12 protein-coding genes are annotated in these 16,401 nt (G+C 40.5%); 7 read left to right on the forward strand and 5 right to left on the reverse strand.

Annotated elements, in window-relative coordinates; all coding sequences use genetic code 11:
* Nucleotides 1-15: 15 nt before the first annotated feature.
* From AY601_RS13115 to AY601_RS13125, 3 genes are all read left to right on the forward strand, one after another.
* A complete protein-coding gene (locus tag AY601_RS13115) occupies nucleotides 16-2,928 on the forward strand; it encodes a glycoside hydrolase family 38 C-terminal domain-containing protein (RefSeq protein ID WP_068407521.1) in 2,913 nt (970 codons plus the stop codon).
* A gap of 17 nt (nucleotides 2,929-2,945) precedes the next feature.
* Entirely contained in the window at nucleotides 2,946-4,355 is a 1,410-nt protein-coding gene (locus AY601_RS13120) for a sugar porter family MFS transporter (protein WP_068401813.1), read from the forward strand.
* Nucleotides 4,356-4,620: 265 nt separating this feature from the next.
* Nucleotides 4,621-5,205 carry a GyrI-like domain-containing protein gene (locus tag AY601_RS13125; RefSeq protein ID WP_068401815.1) on the forward strand — a complete coding sequence of 195 codons (585 nt, stop codon included), beginning with the start codon at nucleotides 4,621-4,623 and terminating at the stop codon, nucleotides 5,203-5,205.
* A gap of 308 nt (nucleotides 5,206-5,513) precedes the next feature.
* Here AY601_RS13125 and AY601_RS13135 read toward each other — a convergent pair whose 3' ends face one another.
* Genes AY601_RS13135 through AY601_RS13150 form a run of 4 tightly spaced genes read right to left on the reverse strand, consistent with a single transcriptional unit; the run spans nucleotide 5,514 to nucleotide 12,811 of the window.
* Nucleotides 5,514-6,599, reverse strand: coding sequence for a Gfo/Idh/MocA family protein (locus AY601_RS13135; protein WP_068401817.1), 1,086 nt, complete (start codon nucleotides 6,597-6,599; stop codon nucleotides 5,514-5,516).
* Between the two features lie 9 nt (nucleotides 6,600-6,608).
* A complete protein-coding gene (locus AY601_RS13140) occupies nucleotides 6,609-8,069 on the reverse strand; it encodes a Gfo/Idh/MocA family protein (protein ID WP_068401819.1) in 1,461 nt (486 codons plus the stop codon).
* 6 nt (nucleotides 8,070-8,075) lie between these two features.
* The gene (locus tag AY601_RS13145) at nucleotides 8,076-11,495 is read right to left on the reverse strand and encodes a family 16 glycoside hydrolase (RefSeq protein WP_068401820.1); all 3,420 of its coding nucleotides are present in this window, start codon (nucleotides 11,493-11,495) and stop codon (nucleotides 8,076-8,078) included.
* A 44-nt stretch (nucleotides 11,496-11,539) separates the two neighbouring features.
* Complete coding sequence (locus AY601_RS13150) at nucleotides 11,540-12,811, reverse strand: Gfo/Idh/MocA family oxidoreductase (protein ID WP_068401821.1); 1,272 nt, start codon at nucleotides 12,809-12,811, stop codon at nucleotides 11,540-11,542.
* Between the two features lie 260 nt (nucleotides 12,812-13,071).
* Here AY601_RS13150 and AY601_RS13155 point away from each other — a divergent pair, with 260 nt between their 5' ends.
* On the forward strand, nucleotides 13,072-13,518 hold the full coding sequence (locus AY601_RS13155) for a DUF2059 domain-containing protein (protein ID WP_068401823.1): 447 nt from the start codon (nucleotides 13,072-13,074) through the stop codon (nucleotides 13,516-13,518).
* On the opposite strand, the gene AY601_RS13160 is transcribed toward AY601_RS13155, so the two are convergent.
* Nucleotides 13,515-14,051: a hypothetical protein gene (locus tag AY601_RS13160; RefSeq protein WP_068401824.1), complete on the reverse strand. Its 537-nt coding sequence runs from the start codon at nucleotides 14,049-14,051 to the stop codon at nucleotides 13,515-13,517. The genes AY601_RS13155 and AY601_RS13160 overlap by 4 nt on opposite strands.
* A gap of 119 nt (nucleotides 14,052-14,170) precedes the next feature.
* On the opposite strand from AY601_RS13160, the gene AY601_RS13165 reads away from it, so the two are divergent.
* The 3 genes from AY601_RS13165 to AY601_RS13175 all read left to right on the forward strand — a co-directional run bounded on the left by AY601_RS13165 (nucleotide 14,171) and on the right by AY601_RS13175 (nucleotide 16,373).
* Complete coding sequence (locus AY601_RS13165; RefSeq protein WP_068401827.1) at nucleotides 14,171-14,608, forward strand: MarR family winged helix-turn-helix transcriptional regulator; 438 nt, start codon at nucleotides 14,171-14,173, stop codon at nucleotides 14,606-14,608.
* Between the two features lie 78 nt (nucleotides 14,609-14,686).
* Nucleotides 14,687-15,682 carry an NADP-dependent oxidoreductase gene (locus AY601_RS13170; RefSeq protein WP_068401829.1) on the forward strand — a complete coding sequence of 332 codons (996 nt, stop codon included), beginning with the start codon at nucleotides 14,687-14,689 and terminating at the stop codon, nucleotides 15,680-15,682.
* A gap of 10 nt (nucleotides 15,683-15,692) precedes the next feature.
* Nucleotides 15,693-16,373 carry a type 1 glutamine amidotransferase domain-containing protein gene (locus AY601_RS13175; RefSeq protein ID WP_068401831.1) on the forward strand — a complete coding sequence of 227 codons (681 nt, stop codon included), beginning with the start codon at nucleotides 15,693-15,695 and terminating at the stop codon, nucleotides 16,371-16,373.
* The last annotated feature ends 28 nt before the right edge of the window (nucleotides 16,374-16,401 follow it).

Here is a 16,401-nt window from a genome sequence, read left to right on the forward strand (position 1 = left end):
AAAACCACCAATACCATGGGAACCGCATCTAAAAGGCATCTATTTAAACTACTAGCTATTGTTTTCCTGACAGTGAGCAGCTTCAATGTATTTGCGCAGAAAGCAAAGGCCATTTTTACTGCTATACAAGTTCAACCAACCATAGCTTATCTCAAATATCAGGGAGAGCGCAGAAGAATGGTCAGGTTGATTTTTAAAAATGGTAAAAACTATCAGCAAGCGGAAATCTCTGTATCTTTTAATAACCTGACAGAAAAGATAAATATTCCTGCAAATAAGCAAGGAGCTGAGTCTTTGGAGATTCCGCTGCCAGGTATTCCAGTTACTAAAGCTACACAAGCAACAGTTTCAATTGCTGTCAACCATCAAACTTATACAGCGCGCTGCATTGTTGAGCCGTCAAGGAGCTGGAATATTTATGTATTGCCCCATTCTCATGTAGATATCGGTTATACGAATACACAGTCTAAAGTGCTGAAACTACATCTGGATAATATAGACGAATCAATCGCGCTTGCAGAGAAAACACAGCATTATCCAGTTGCTGCACGTTTCAAATGGACAACTGAGGCTATGTGGGTGGTAGATAATTACCTCGCGCTTGCTAATCAGGAAAAAAAGAACAGGTTCTGGAATGCAGTAAAAAAAGGATGGATCAGCCTGGATGGTGCTTACGGAAATATAAATACTAGTCTCACCGATTCCAGACAATTGATGCAAATGTTTGCTAAATCACAGCAACTGGCCAAAGAACAAGGGCTGGAAATTAACACTTTATTTCAGGGTGATGTACCAGGGGCCTCCTGGGGTTTAGCAGCACAGGTGGAACAAACAGGAATTAAATATTTCCTGTCCGGCCCGAATGCTTCAGACCGGATAGGAAACCTGGCCAAATGGCAGGATAAACCTTTTTACTGGCTTTCCCCTTCTGGCAAGCAGAAACTACTTTTCTGGCAATGTCAGCCTTATTCATTGGGTTATCAATTAAAAGGAGATAAAATACCTAATTTTTTCACGATTAAAGACCCCAAACCTTTCTACACGGGCCATCCTTCAGAAAACTTCCTGAACCCTTATTTATTTGACTATCTGGATGAATTAGCACAAAAAGGTTTTCCGTACGATATGTCAATTCTAACCTGGGCAATGAGTGACAATGCACCAATTGATCCGGAATTACCTGATGCCGTTAAGGCATGGAATGAAAAATACGCATCGCCGCAGCTTATTATTACTTCTACAAAGCAGTTTTTTACTGATTTCGAGCAAAAATACGCAGCTGAAATCCCTTCTTTTACAGGAGACTATACCGAATATTGGACAGATGGAGTATCCTCTGCAGCTAAAGAAACCGCGCTTAGCCGGAAGTTATCTGATCAACTTAAGCAAGCTGACGCGGTTTGGGCTATCCGTAATAAATCAGCTTATCCTGTTCAAAGCTTTGATGAAAGCTGGAAGAATTTATTATTATTTAATGAACATACCTGGGGTGCTTATAACAGTGTTTCTCATCCGGATGATGAAAAAGTAAGAAGTCAGTGGGCGGTCAAACAATCTTATGTTTTGAAGGCTGGTGATATCATTGATACTTTAAGCCAGTTATCTTTAAAAAGCGAGCTGAGTAAAGCGAATCAAATAGATGTTTACAATACCGTTTCCTGGCCACGTACAGACCTGGTTTACGTACCAGCATCTTTAAGCAAGCGCGGTGATCTGGTTAAAAACTCATCCGGGAAACCTGTACTTTCCCAGCGTTTGAACACTGGTGAACTGGCTTTTATAGCAGAGCAAGTACCCCAGATGGGGAAAAGCACTTTTAGCATCTTCGCTGGAGCTGCCTATCGTAAAGGTTCTGAAACGAACCAGATCTCTTCAAATACAATCAGTAATGGGATCTATAAAATTGAGCTGGCACCGCAAACGGGTGATATAAAAAAACTAATTAAAATAAGTACTAACCGAAATTATCTCTCCGCAGATTCTGCAGGCCTGAATCAATACTTGTATATGCCTGGTGATTCTATTGAGAAAATTCAATCCAGTTCAAATGCCAGGATAACGATCAAAGAAAAGGGGCCTTTGGTCAATAGTTTATTAATTACTTCTGCTGCTCCTGGTACGAATGGGATAACCAGAGAAATAAGGTTAATTAGCGGGCTCGATAAAATTGAGTTAATTAATACTATTGATAAGAAAGCAATCCGGACAAAAGAAAGCGTTCATTTTGCCTTTCCTTTTCATATACCAGATGCCAAAGTCCGTTACAGCATTCCATGGGGAAGCATTACAGCAGAAACAGATCAATTACCTTATTCAAACAGGAACTGGTATACGATGCAAAGATGGATAGATTTATCAAATAACACTTATGGGGTTACTTTATCGAGCCCTGATGCACCATTATTTGAAATTGGGAAGATCACCACAGCAAATTTACTTGGAGGACTGCCACATGCACCACTATGGTTATCCTTTACGCCTCAGTCTTCCCACATTTATTCGTGGGTAATGAATAACTTATGGCATACAAACTTCAGGGCCGATCAACAGGGAATGGTTACTTTCCGCTATTTTATTCAAGCACATGAGCACGGTTATGATAGCTATCAGGCTAACCAAACCGGATTAAGTAATCATCAGCCCTTGCTTGTTGCACCAGCTGCTGCAACTTTAGAAAAAGGCCTGCCCTTTACGGTTAATGGAACGCATACTTATGTTGAGGCTATCAAAAAATCTGATGATGGAAAAGGTGTCGTGCTCCAGCTTGTAAATTGTGGTGATCAGGATAGTCAGATTAATATCAGTCCGAAAAACAACTCCTCCGTCACGATTTGGGAAAGCGATCTTTTAGAAACACGCAAAAAGTTATTAAAGAACCTCTTTACGCTTTCAGCAAAAGGGATAATGACAATTTATATTGAAAATTGAATTCATATTGAACAGCTATGAACCTAAAGAATGAACCACAGGTATCTCCTCCAAGATCAACCGTCTTTTTAATAGCAATTACTTTAGTAGCTACCCTGGGCGGTCTATTATTCGGCTTTGATATGGCCGTTATTTCAGGAGTATTACCTTTTGTAAAACAACAATTTAGTTTGTCACCAGCGGCAGAAGGCTGGTTTGTTTCTTCGGCACTGGTAGGCTGTATTATTGGTGTCGCTTTTGCCGGAGAACTAAGTGATCGTTTTGGCAGGAAGAAATTGCTGATGTTGTCGGCTCTGCTGTTCTTGTTCTCTGCCGTCGGTACTGCTGGCTCTGCTGGTTATACTTTATTAATTCTGGCAAGGATGATGGGCGGCATGGGCGTCGGTGTGGCGTCCATAGTCGCCCCGTTATATATTTCAGAAATAGCTCCGGCTGCTATTCGCGGCCGGCTGGTTACCTTTTATCAGCTGGCAATAACAGCAGGTATTCTTGTTGCTTACTTAACTAATGCGGGATTATTAAATCTATCCTTAAGTTATCATCAGCAATCCCTTGGAGAATTACTGGACTATATATTGATTAAAGAAGTATGGAGAGCTATGCTGGGTCTTGGAGTCATTCCCTCTCTGCTATTCTTAATTGGATTATGCTTCGTACCTGAGAGTCCGAGATGGTTGATTCACCAGGGAAGAGAACTGGAAGGTATAGCTATATTGACCAGGATTAATGGCTCTGCAAAGGCAGCTACCGATGTCATATTACTCAAAAAAACGCCAGAAAAGGAATCAGGTTCTTACAAAGAATTGTTTGCAAAAGAGAGGAGAAGACCATTATTGATTGGTTTATTACTCCCTTTATTCTCCCAGTTTAGTGGGATCAATGCGATTATTTATTATGGGCCCCGCATTTTAAACGATGCAGGAATAAATATCAGTAATGCTTTGTTAGGCCAGGTTATCTTTGGTTTGGCAAATTTCCTTTTTACATTGATTGCCGTGTGGAAAGTTGATCAGATGGGGCGCAGGCCACTTTATATTATTGGTTCAATTGGTGCGACTATTTCATTATTTTTTACAGGCTGGTGCTTTTACAGCGGGGCGACAAACAATATTGCACTGGTTATAAGTATCATTTTATTTCTTGCTTGTTTTGCTTTTTCTATAGGGCCTTTAAAATTTGTAATTGCTTCAGAGATTTTTCCAACAAGGATCCGCGGAAGAGCTATGGGTTTGAGTATTATGGTGATGTGGATTGCGGATACAATAGTTGGTCAGCTCACGCCGCTATTATTAGGTTCGGCCGGAGCAGCTGTCACCTTCTGGTTTTTCGCTTCCTGCTGCCTTGTTTCTTTTATTGTGGTTTATAAAATGGTACCTGAGACTAAAGGAAAGTCTCTGGAAGAGGTACAAGATATCTTTATACATTAATATCAATATTGAATAACAATACACTTGTATAAAGATATCTGTATATCTATATACAAGTGTATTGTAAAGAACAAATAGTATTAACAGCTACCAACTGTCAAGAATTTCCGGACGAGACAAGCAAGGCATCCACTGGAATTTCCTGCCTCATTCAATAACCAAAGGCAACAAAATTTTAATCTTTATGCCATTAAATAATTCTCAGAACTGCTGACATAAGGCTGTCACCTGCATGCCGTTCCTTAGCAGTTCAATAAAACAAAAGATGAGAAAATTAGACTTAACAAAACTTTTTAAAACTTATTACTCCGCAGGTAAAGCTCCCGCTTTATTAGACCTGGATCAAGCTAATTACATAGCCATTTCAGGTATTGGAGACCCAAATGACCAGCCCTTTGCAGCTAAGGTTCAAGCCTTGTACGCAACTGCTTATGCCATAAAATTTATGCACAAAGCAATAAACCAGGATTTCATGGTATCAAAACTGGAAGGTTTATGGGATCTTGATACTCAAACTCCCCGCGCAAAATGGAAATATAAGTTACTGATCCGCATGCCGGCTTATATTCAACAAAAATCGTTATGTACTGCCATTGCGCAGGTAAGTTCAAAAAAGCACCTACTTTTAGCTAAAGAAATAGAACTTTATACGATGCGGGAGCGCAACGTGGTACAAGTGCTCCATACAGGGCCGTTTAGCACAGAACCTGATGCGATACAACAACTGCATGCCTTTATCGCCAAAAAAGGTCTGCAGAAAAACGGGTTGCATCATGAAGTTTATCTGAGTGATTTTAGGAACACGGTCCCTGAAAAACTAAAAACCATATTGCGACAACCTGTAAAGTAATCAGAATTGAATTTGCCCGGGCTTAATATTTTCTATACGATGTGCAATCAGCCAACCTTTGAACAGTTCAATATCCGTAGCTCTATAATGAACGATTTTGCCGTCCTTAAGCAAAATTGTAAAAATGTCTGCGGCACATATGAACTTATGTAATAAATGTGCGGTGTACTCAAAATCCGGATAGTTATCCGTTAAATCCAAAATTAAACTCTTTGTCATCGTATGGAAAACCAAATACGTAAAAACAAGTAAATCGAGTAAGTAAAACAGCCTATTTTATGAAAAGAGTAATTTATTATCCACTTAAGCTAAGAAAGCAGGACTGTTTGCCCGGTTTTAACTGATTCATCGCAAGCAAATGCAATTCTTAAGCTATTTATCGCATCGTTTGAAGGATTTGTCAAATCTATATCTTCCAAAATTGATTTTAGAAAATATCGTTGTTCCCGGTTACAAAGCTCCTGATGATCTGGTTCATCAGTGAGATCAATCCAGCTATCCTGCTTTATAAAACGATCCTGGTCGTCCAGCGCTGCATAATGTACTTTTATGGATTCCGTTTTTGTATGTGCGGCTATAGAAGCTGATTTACCTGTTCCTGCCGCATCCTTTGCGACAATGGACACCGCTCCTTTCGGCCCGATCACATCCTTAATAAAAAAAGCAGTTTCACTCATCATAGGGCCCCATCCAGACTCATACCAGCCTATTGAACCGTCCTCGAAACGGATCTGCAACTGTCCATAGTTATAAGCATCCTCACTGATATCAGTGGTAAGCCTGGCCCCAATAGCATTGACCTGAACAGGTTTAGATCTTGTCATCTGGCACATTACATCAATATAATGCACTCCGCAATCTACTATAGGGCTTAAACTCTTCATCAGGTTACGATGTACCACCCATTTCGCTCCCTGGCTTTGTTGATTTAAATTCATCCGCATAACCAGTGGTTTTCCTAATTCGGAAGAGAGTTCGATAAACTTCTGCCAGGAAGGATGATAACGTAAAATATACCCTACCAATAATTTCTTACCAAATTTTTGAGCCGCATCAACTACACGTTGTGCTCCTTGCAGAGAATCGGCCAAAGGCTTTTCTATAAAAACATGGCATCCGTTTTCCATTGCCTGAACTGCAAATTTCTCATGCGTATCCGGATAAGTAGAAATACAGACTGCATCTGGACTGGTAGCCTTCAAAGCCTCTTCATAATTATTGAAGAGCGGATAATGCCCTCCTAGCCGGTCATTTAAAACTACTTTACTATTTCCTGTTGAAACCAGTCCGCAGATCTCAAATCCTTCTAAGGTATGGTAAGCGGTTGCATGGGAAGCCCCCATGTTACCGCAACCTACTACCAGTACACGCAAGTTCTTTTTATTTAAAATCATTTTATTCCATTAAGCGCCTAAACTCCATCCCTGACGATATTCTCTTTTGATGTATTGATTGACTTCATCAAAATTTGTCACGCTGAGATTTTGCTTATCCCATAATAATTTAATGTCTCTTCCCGGATAATCAAACCCGGTCCCATTAGCTTTTGCTTTCTGGATTTCAGCCCCTCTGATCGCCAGATTAGCAATTAAAAGCGTTTCTGTCAAAGGTCCCGCAATATCAAAAGGAGAGCTTAACTGTATTTTGCCATAACCGGCGATAGCAGCTTCTACCCATTGCCAATAATGTCCATCTACCCCGCCTTTCACTCGCTCTATCCTTTGTTTGGTATGCACTTCATTGTTGCGCGATAAGGGTAAAAGTCTTGGGTTGGAACCATAAACATCACATATCATTTTGCCTTTCGTTCCCTCAAACAGAACTCCATTGGCTCCAAAGCTCTCATTTGCACCAAGCTCCTGTGGACGTGCAGGCTTAATTCCCCCATCCATCCAGTGGATCTGCAAATCATCCTTTGTCTTTTTAGTTTTTTCAAACGTCATAATCACATGACTCGAAGGAGGACAGCTATCCGGGAAATATCCACGTTTAAATTCATCTACATAAATGCTTCCAACGCTACATTGCACATCAATCGGTGTACTTAAACCCAATACCCTGAAAGGCGGTTCCACCAAATGGCAGCCCATATCTCCGATAGCCCCGGTTCCGTAGTCCCACCAGCCCCGCCAGTTAAAAGGAACCAGTTTATCGATATAAGGTTTATTGGGTGCACTGCCCAACCAAAGATCCCAGTCCAGTTCTTTAGGAATGGGCGTACCACCCGCAGCAGGCCAGGGAATGCCTTGTGGCCATATTGGACGATCAGTCCAGCAATATACATTGTGTACCTTTCCAATCACACCATCATCGCACCAATCCTGTAATTGCCTTACGCCATCTCCTGATGCGCCCTGGTTACCCATCTGTGTAACTACACGGTAGCGCGCAGCTGCTTCTGTTAATTTACGCGCCTCATAAATATCATGAGCCAGAGGTTTCTCTACATACACATGTTTCCCTAATTGCATGGCTGCCATAGCAATCATTGCGTGGTTATGATCTGGTGTAGAGACCACTACCCCGTCAATATTTTTGCCTTCTTTATCCAGCATCTCCCGGTAATCTTTGTAATATTTTGCTTTAGGGAAGCTCTTTACCGAATTTGCAGCTCTTCTGTCGTCTACATCACAGAGAAAGGCAATATCAGCTTTCCCTCCTTTATAAATATTGCTCAGGTTACTCTCTCCTTTTCCACCCACCCCAACCCCGGCGACCAATAACCGGTCACTGGGTGCCAAAAACCCCTTTCCACCTAAAACATGGCGGGGCACAATCATAAATGCTGCTGCGGCAATCGCAGAGTTTTTAATAAAGTCTCTTCTTGAATTATCAGCAGCTGAATCTTTTTGCTCTTCGATCATAAATTTTTATTTACCTAAATCCTTGATTCTTATATTTTTGAACTGTACTGGAGAACCATGGCCCAAAAAGCCAATATGGCCGCTATCACGGCTTAATCCAGGATGTTTCTGCCCATCAGCGGCACCATTTTTCCGCGCATCCGTAATATCTGCATCCAGAATAGATGTGCCATTCAGGATCACTTTAATTTTAGGCCCTTTTACAATTACTTCTTCATAATTCCATTCTCCTACAGGTTTCAGGAATCCTTTTTTAGCAGCAATGGTTCCATAAATTGACCCATGAAACTGATAAGCATGCAGCTCTTTATAAATCGGGGCGTCATTGTCTAAAATTTGTAGTTCCATTCCTTCGTAAGCAGCATCTCCTTCAAGCGGAGCTCTGATCCCCAGTCCGTTATTAGCACCCGGAGTTAATTGGAATTCAAAGCGGAACACAAAATTACTATATTCATCTTTCGTGAATAAATTACCGCCAGAACCTTTTCCAGGTTTAGGGCGGATAGCTATATTTCCATTCTCAATCACATAATCAGTGGTATTTCCCATCCAGTTATGCATATTAGTCCCATCAAATAAAACTTTAAAACCTTCCTTTTTTTCTGCCGGACTTAATTCAAATGGCTTTCCACGCGGAATTTCTCTGATATACACATCGCGGTAAGCAACCGGAGAGCCATGTGCCTGTAACTCAATCTGCTCTTCTGCAAAGATCGGCAGTGTTCTGTCCCAGTAATTTTCAAGGATCACATTATCTGTTACTAATTCACCATTTAAATAAACCGTAACACGATCTCCCTTCATTAAAATACGGAAGGTATTCCACTCATCGAGCTTATTATCAGCAACCTTCAGCGGCTTGCTTTCATTCACCTGGTTATTGTATAAACCACCTGAACCAACTTGTGCACCTTCTTTTACCCTTGCATTATCCCAGATCTGTACCTGTGGAGATCCACGGAGATAAATTCCAGCATCACCTTTCTGTTTATGATCGTCAATGATTTTCCAGTCTACCAGCATTTCAAAATCACCATATTTTTTGATAGTTGCCAGGTTATTTCCGTGGCTCATAAACAGCAGCTCACCATTGACCACATGCCAGCTATCCAGCATTTCAACATTTGCCTTTTCCTGTGCAGCAGCTAAATCTTTAGGGCCCATTTTAGCTCTTTTAACCGGATCTTCCACTAGCCCTTTCCAGCCAGTCAGGTCTTTTCCATTAAATACCTGAACAAACCCCTCACCCATTGGCATTTCTGCCAGATACTTTTGTATAGCCTTTATTTGATATTCACTGTCCGCACCCTTTAAAGAAGCGATTGTTTTATCCAGTAAACCCTTTACAATATCACCTTGATAAGATTTATCAGCTAATGCAATATTCATCACCGTATTGGCAGCAGTGGCCGCAAGCCCTGGATCATCAAGATATCTTCCGGCAAAAATCAGCGCGTTAAAGCATTTAGCATTTCCCACGTCTTTTAAAATTTGTTGTTGCTGCGCTGGTGTTTTTGACAAACTCATCGCTTCACGCAATAACAATAACCGCTGTTCCGCAGGATAATCACCTTTTCTGATCAAGGTCAGGTACCCATCAATTGCCTGGTCCGCCTGCTCACTATTTTTAGTTTCTTTTGCAATCCGGATCAATGGTCTGGCAGCTTCGCCATCCGCCCAAAATGCCAAGGCATTTATAGCAGATTTTTGCTGTTGTTCATTGCCGGTATTGAAGCCATTTTGAACCGCTTCCAAACCTTTTGCTCCACCCAAACTAGCCAGCATTTTGTAAAAAAGAGGCTTTTTATCAGCAGCAGTTTTGTCCATTTGCTGTAGTAGCTGAGCTGTTTGCTCCGTTTTGTTTACCGTTCCCTGATTAGCTGCAATAATTGCATCTTGCAGGCTAATTAATGCGGTCTGATCAGAAGTCTCGTTCAATAGTGTGAACAATTGAGAAAGATTAGCACCTGTTACTACCGATTTTAAGGCAGTAAAGGCAGCTTGCCTGACTTCCGGATTCTTATTCTTCAGCAAGTCAGTTATTGCAGGCAGCTGATCATTTGCTGCACGTGATGCCAGCAGATTGATCAGGGTAATTTGCATTGCAGGATTTGATTTTGCTATATACTGGGCTAACTGCGCGGTAATACCGTCACCTTTCATTCTTTTAATCGCATCGGACACTATGGCTGCTGTAGCTGCATCACCTTTACTCATTACCTGAAGTAAATCACCTAAAACCTGGCTCTGACCTATATTTGCTGCTGCATTGATCGCTGCATATTTAACAACCTGATCATTACTGTTCAATAATTTCAGGATTGCTGGTAGCGCATCTTTTGCATGATTTGCACCCAGCATACTGATAATTTCTGCCTTGGTTATTGCATCAGATTTCTCCAGTTTGTTAATCCACAGTGCAGTAGATGCTGGATTTAAATAAGGTACAGCAAATTTTAATGCCGCAGCACGGTATTGGCTATTCTTATCACCGACTGCTTCAATCAAGATAGTTGAACCTTGATCTTTACGGCTGTCTGTCAATATTTTAAGTGCTGCAGACCGAATACCATTCTGGTTATCTGCAGTTGCTTGTTTCAAAAAAGATTCTGCCAGCTGGCCAGATAAAGTATTATTTCCATCTTTTAACAGGTTTTCTGCATAAAGTAATGCGGATGCAGCCGCATTTGTATTTTCATATTGAAAACCACTTTTCTCTGCTGCTGCAGTCATTATTTTTTCTGACGAAGGATCAGCGATATTAGCCAGTGCATACAATGCTACTTTTTTTAATTCCTGTTGATCATTCCCTGCAAGTTTGTTGATCGTCTCTGCTGCATCTTTAGAACGGCTATCCCCTAGTGCATTCACAATTGCCATTTGTGCCTGACCGGTAGCTTTCGCCAGCCCGGTTAACAAAGCACTTTTTGATGCTGGAGAGTTGATTTTAACCAAAGCCCTGGCGGCAGGGTCTGAAAGCTGGCTATCGTTCAGAAAAACTTGTAAACAAGGAATAGCACTGTCATCTCCAACTAATTCCAGCTGACTAATGATGAAAGCTTTATTTTTGACATCAGACAACTTAGTTAAAGCCTTACAGTAAGCACTAATGCTCATCTTTTTTGCGTTTTCATGCCCGGTTTTGCTCGCATAAGCAGAGAAACCACCTACCGCATATTCCAATAAAGCATTATTGCCCTTTCCCTGATCAGCCATGCCACTAATCATCGTTACATAGCCATCTTCTCCCATATTGAAGATTTCCTGCATTCCTGCATTTAACAATTCAGCATTTTGAGCAGGTAATTGTGCATATAAATCTGCGATTCGGGTTGTTGTGGTGCGCTGGTCGGTTTTCCCCTGGGCAAAAGCATTGTTTTGTAACAGGGCAACAGCCAGCAGTATAAAAAATATATTTCTGATCATGAGCTAGAATAATTAGCGGGGTTTTAAGTTGAAAAATGAATAATTTAAATAGTCCACGGTGCACGCAAAACTGGGTTGATTAACCTGTTTGCTGCATCATCAGCTATAAATACCTGTTTTACAGGATCAAATTTTAGCGAACGCCCTAAACGTAAAGCAATCAATCCCATATTGATGATATTGCAAGACCGATGGCCATTCTGCTCATTCAATGCAAATGGCTGCCTGGTCTTAACTGCCTGCGTAAAATCAGTCATTTGCTGCGCCGGATCAGGGAAACTTGCCAATTTCCTTTCTAAATCAGGAATATCTGACTTAAATCCAGGATAGAGTTTACCCTTTGGCCCTTCAATATAGGGTACATTGGTATCCTTACCTTCACCATCCAGAATAATCTGACAACCATCTGCATAAGTATACGTAATTCTGCGCCAGATACCGACTGCATCTGTATGCTGTTGCGGCGCGTCTATTTCAACTGAAACCGGACTGGTATCGTCCTTACCCAGAAAATACTGGATCGGATCAATATAGTGCTGTCCCATATCACTTAACCCACCTCCATCATAATCCCAGTAGCCCCTGAAAGTCTGATGTACACGATGCGTACTATATGGCTTATATTGTGCGGGGCCCAGCCATGCTTCATAATCTAATTCTGCAGGTACAGGCTCAACAGGTAAATTATCTTTTCCTACCCAGTAAAATTTCCAGTCAAAACCGGTATGCTTACTCACAGTAACTTTTAAAGGCCAGCCAAGCAACCCACTATCAACCAATTTCTTAATAGGTTTCACAGGGGTCCCCATTCCATAAAAATCATCTTTAAAGCGGAACCAGGTGTTCAAACGGAAGATCCGGCCATGTTGCTGCACCGCTTCCATTACCCTTTTTCCTTCACCTATACTGTGCGTCATCGGTTTTTCACACCAAACATCTTTGCCAGCATTTACCGCATCAACAGACATGATACCATGCCAGTGCGGAGGGGTCGCAATATGTACAATATCCACTTCAGGAAGTTTGATCAGCTCTCTGTAATCACTAAAAGTTTTTACGCCTTTATCCAGCATTGGCAAAGACAATGCAAGATGTCTTTGATCTACATCACAAATTGCAACTACTTGTGTTCCATCATAAGGAAAATGATTCCGGCCCATTCCGCCGACACCGATAACAGCTTTAGTCAGTTTGTCACTTGGGGCTATAAATCCATTTCCTCCAAGGACATATCTCGGGACAATAGAGAATACGGCCAGTCCCACCGCCGTTTTTTTAATAAAGTTTCTTCTTGAATTTGGTTCTTCAGGTTGCATATATATATTATTTGGTTAGGTTTCATATATACTATTGTACGGGTATTGTTCAGTTTTTTTATTTTAATACGTTCCCCACCAACCTTAAAATCAGCATCTCTCTTATTCCAAATATAATATTATTAGCGAAAAACAGACGTATCATTGTTGATAAATAGCAAATTGTTAACAGAAAGTTAAAGCGCCAATTAGCGTTATTTTTACTAACATTGCACGAAAAATCACTTATAAGGTTACTAATTAAACTACAAAACAACAACATGAAGAAAATCATCCTGTTATTCACACTTATTTTATTCACCGCTACTCTATCATTTAGCCAGGATAAGGCTATTTATAGAGAAAGTTTCAAAAAGATGATGATTGCCAATGGATCTGAACAAACTTTTAAGACTGTAATTGATCAGATGGTCAGCAATTATAAAGCAGAAAGACCAGAAGTAAAACAAGAAATATGGGATGGGCTTGGCGAGACTTTTCACAAAGTCGGCATTGAAGAACTTTTAGATCTGTTGTTACCAGTTTATCAAAAACATTTATCACTGGAAGATATCAATAACATGACTGCGTTTTATCAGACCCCAACCGGGAAAAGGTTTGCTGAAAAAACTCCTGCCATTACACAAGAGTCCATGCAGGCCGGACAAGTATGGGGTCAGAAAATTGGAGAAGAGTTCGCTAAAAAAATCGCAGAGAAAGGAAATTAATTCAGACAGATCCTGGTTTTGTTAAAATCGAAGCTCACTTTATTCAAGTATAAAAGACTGAGCATATAGCTGATCATCTCTGCCTGCTCTACCTGGACAGGCAGAGAAAATTCATAAACGTTTTCAGGGACGTTGTTGACATTACAAGTTTCAAAAATCACATTAACCATTTTCGGTGTGTGTTGTCCGTACAACTCATAAGGGATTACCGTTATTTTTTTACCTGCCTGTCTGGTCTGTAAATGTGTTTTAAAGAAAAGACAGCTATGGCTATAAGTAAGCAGCCTTTTATTGATTATCAATTGCTCTCTTCCATAAAGCTTCCACAAGCTATGCCTTAAAAAGAAAGCTAAAAACAGGATACCCGCAAAAGCCACTGCAGGCATCTGAAAAATCACAGCAAGAACTGCCATCCCTAAAAAAGCCAGATTACTACTGATTAAAAAAAATCTGTGCGTCATACTAACCCGGCTCTTAACCGTAATACACACATTATTTCCGTCATAATCCAGACTTAAATCATTTGGGCTCATCTTTCAATCCATCAATTTTATAGCTAAAAATAAGGATTTAGCCTGCTGCAAACATCAATACAATGTAAAAAACCCAATTTTTTGCCCAAAGTATCATCCATGGTATATATATTTGTCTCATGAAGATCGAAGATGAATTACAACATCAGTTTTTTAGTGCACAACAAAGAGTGAGTACCAATATCATCTTCACGGCCAACTGGATCTTAAACAAGATTTCTGTTTCTTTAAAACCAACGGGCTTGTCTCTTCAGCAATTTAATGTGCTGAGTATTTTAAATGGGCAACCATCGCATACCGCAACAGTTAATCTGATTAAGGACCGTTTAATTGACCGGATGCCAAATGTATCCCGGCTATTAAATAAATTAATGGAAAAAGGATTAATCCAAAAAGAACGAAACCTTTCCGATCAACGCGTTGTTTATGTTAAACTGACTCCTGCAGGAGAAAAACTAAGAATACAAGGAAGGCAGATCTTAAACAATATCTCTGTTGGTATCAGCGATGAAAATGCAGATTTATTAAATGAACTTTTAGAAAAAATGCGGCCTTAAAAAAATTTACCTTAATATAATCCATGGATTATAAATCCAGGGCTAAAAAACAGAATAATTGAATTAATACGAGTAACTATGAATAATGTAATCACTTTAAATAGCAGACCTGTTGGAAAACCACAGCTTGACAACTTTAAATTTGTCACTGAACCTATGCCAGTAGCAGGTGAAAATGAAGTCTTATTAAAAACACTATATGTATCTGTTGATCCCTATCTGAGAGGCAGGATGAACGATTCAAAATCATATGTACCCCCTTTTCAACTACATGAGCCTATTCAATCCGGTATTATTGCTGAGGTTATTGAATCCAGGCATACTGGATTTGCTAAAGGCGACTTTGTTTCCGGCAGTTTAGCCTGGAAAGAATTTCAGGTTTCTACTGGAAAAGGGCTTTCAAAAGTTGATGCTGAAGCGGCTCCCCTTAGTGCGTACCTAGGTGCAATAGGAATGACTGGATTGACCGCTTACCTTGGCTTAACAGAAATCGGTCAACCCAAAGCGGGCGAAACACTGGTTATTTCCGGTGCGGCAGGTGCAGTAGGGAGTATTGTCGGACAAATTGGTAAAATACTGGGCCTGCGGGTAGTTGGAATTGCAGGAACGGATGAAAAAACAGCACTATTGAAAGACCGTTTTGGCTTTGACGAAGCGATCAATTATAAAACAACATCAGACATGAAAGAAGCCATTGCAGCGGCATGTCCGGATGGAGTAGATATCTATTTCGACAATGTAGGCGGTGATATTTCTGATGCAGTCATGGCAAACCTGAACAGATTTGCGCGCGTTCCAGTATGTGGTGCTATCTCTTTGTACAATACAACAGCAGCACAAATGGGTCCAAGGTTACAACCAATTCTGGTGACCAGAAGTGTATTGATGCGTGGATTTATTGTATCAGAATTTGCTGCTAAATCTCAGGAAGCAATTACACAGCTATCAAGCTGGCTGAAAGAAGACAAATTAAAATATACAGAGACTATTGTTGAAGGGTTCAATAATATCCCGGGAGCCTTCATGGATCTTTTTGAAGGTAAGAATGAAGGTAAAATGGTCGTAAAAATCTAAAATAAATATTATGAAAGTTTTAATTGTATTAACCTCACACAGTGAATTAGGTAACACAGGTGAAAAAACCGGTTTTTGGGTAGAAGAATTTGCAGCACCATATTATGTACTGGCAGACGCAGGTGCTGAATTAACATTGGCATCTCCAAAAGGTGGTCAGCCACCTATTGATCCTAAAAGCGAATTGCCGGATTTCCAGACTGAAGCAACCCACCGCTTTGATAAAGATACTGAACTGCAGGGAAGATTGGCACAAACTGTAAAATTAAGCGATGTGAATGCAGCTGACTACGATGCTGTATTTTACCCAGGCGGCCATGGACCAATGTGGGACCTTGCGAATGATACTACTTCTATTCAATTGATAGAAACCTTCCTTCAACAACAGAAACCAATTGCCCTGGTTTGTCATGCACCGGCAGCTTTGGTAAAAGTTAAGGATGAAAATGGTGATCCTCTGGTTAAAGGTAAGCAGGTAACTGGCTTTTCTAACTCTGAAGAAGACGCTGTTCAGCTGAGTGATGTTGTTCCGTTTTTATTGGAAGATGAATTAAAAAGATTAGGTGGAGTCTATAGCAAAGGTGCTGATTGGGGCCCATATGTAAAAAAAGATGGTCTATTAATTACCGGTCAGAACCCAGGTTCCTCACAAGAAGCAGCTTTAGAATTATTAAAGACACTAAAAAAATAGCTGGGTTGCCGTAATAAACCTGAAGATT

Origin of the sequence: Pedobacter cryoconitis (assembly GCF_001590605.1) — a bacterium.
Classification (GTDB): Bacteria; Bacteroidota; Bacteroidia; order Sphingobacteriales; family Sphingobacteriaceae; genus Pedobacter; species Pedobacter cryoconitis_A.

Coding starts and splice junctions, on each gene's coding strand:
- AY601_RS13115 (WP_068407521.1), top strand. CDS start 16: ATGGGAACCGCATCTAAAAGGCATCTATTTAAACTACTAGCTATTGTT.
- AY601_RS13120 (WP_068401813.1), top strand. CDS start 2,946: ATGAACCTAAAGAATGAACCACAGGTATCTCCTCCAAGATCAACCGTC.
- AY601_RS13125 (WP_068401815.1), top strand. CDS start 4,621: ATGAGAAAATTAGACTTAACAAAACTTTTTAAAACTTATTACTCCGCA.
- AY601_RS13135 (WP_068401817.1), bottom strand. CDS start 6,599: ATGATTTTAAATAAAAAGAACTTGCGTGTACTGGTAGTAGGTTGCGGT.
- AY601_RS13140 (WP_068401819.1), bottom strand. CDS start 8,069: ATGATCGAAGAGCAAAAAGATTCAGCTGCTGATAATTCAAGAAGAGAC.
- AY601_RS13145 (WP_068401820.1), bottom strand. CDS start 11,495: ATGATCAGAAATATATTTTTTATACTGCTGGCTGTTGCCCTGTTACAA.
- AY601_RS13150 (WP_068401821.1), bottom strand. CDS start 12,811: ATGCAACCTGAAGAACCAAATTCAAGAAGAAACTTTATTAAAAAAACG.
- AY601_RS13155 (WP_068401823.1), top strand. CDS start 13,072: ATGAAGAAAATCATCCTGTTATTCACACTTATTTTATTCACCGCTACT.
- AY601_RS13160 (WP_068401824.1), bottom strand. CDS start 14,051: ATGAGCCCAAATGATTTAAGTCTGGATTATGACGGAAATAATGTGTGT.
- AY601_RS13165 (WP_068401827.1), top strand. CDS start 14,171: ATGAAGATCGAAGATGAATTACAACATCAGTTTTTTAGTGCACAACAA.
- AY601_RS13170 (WP_068401829.1), top strand. CDS start 14,687: ATGAATAATGTAATCACTTTAAATAGCAGACCTGTTGGAAAACCACAG.
- AY601_RS13175 (WP_068401831.1), top strand. CDS start 15,693: ATGAAAGTTTTAATTGTATTAACCTCACACAGTGAATTAGGTAACACA.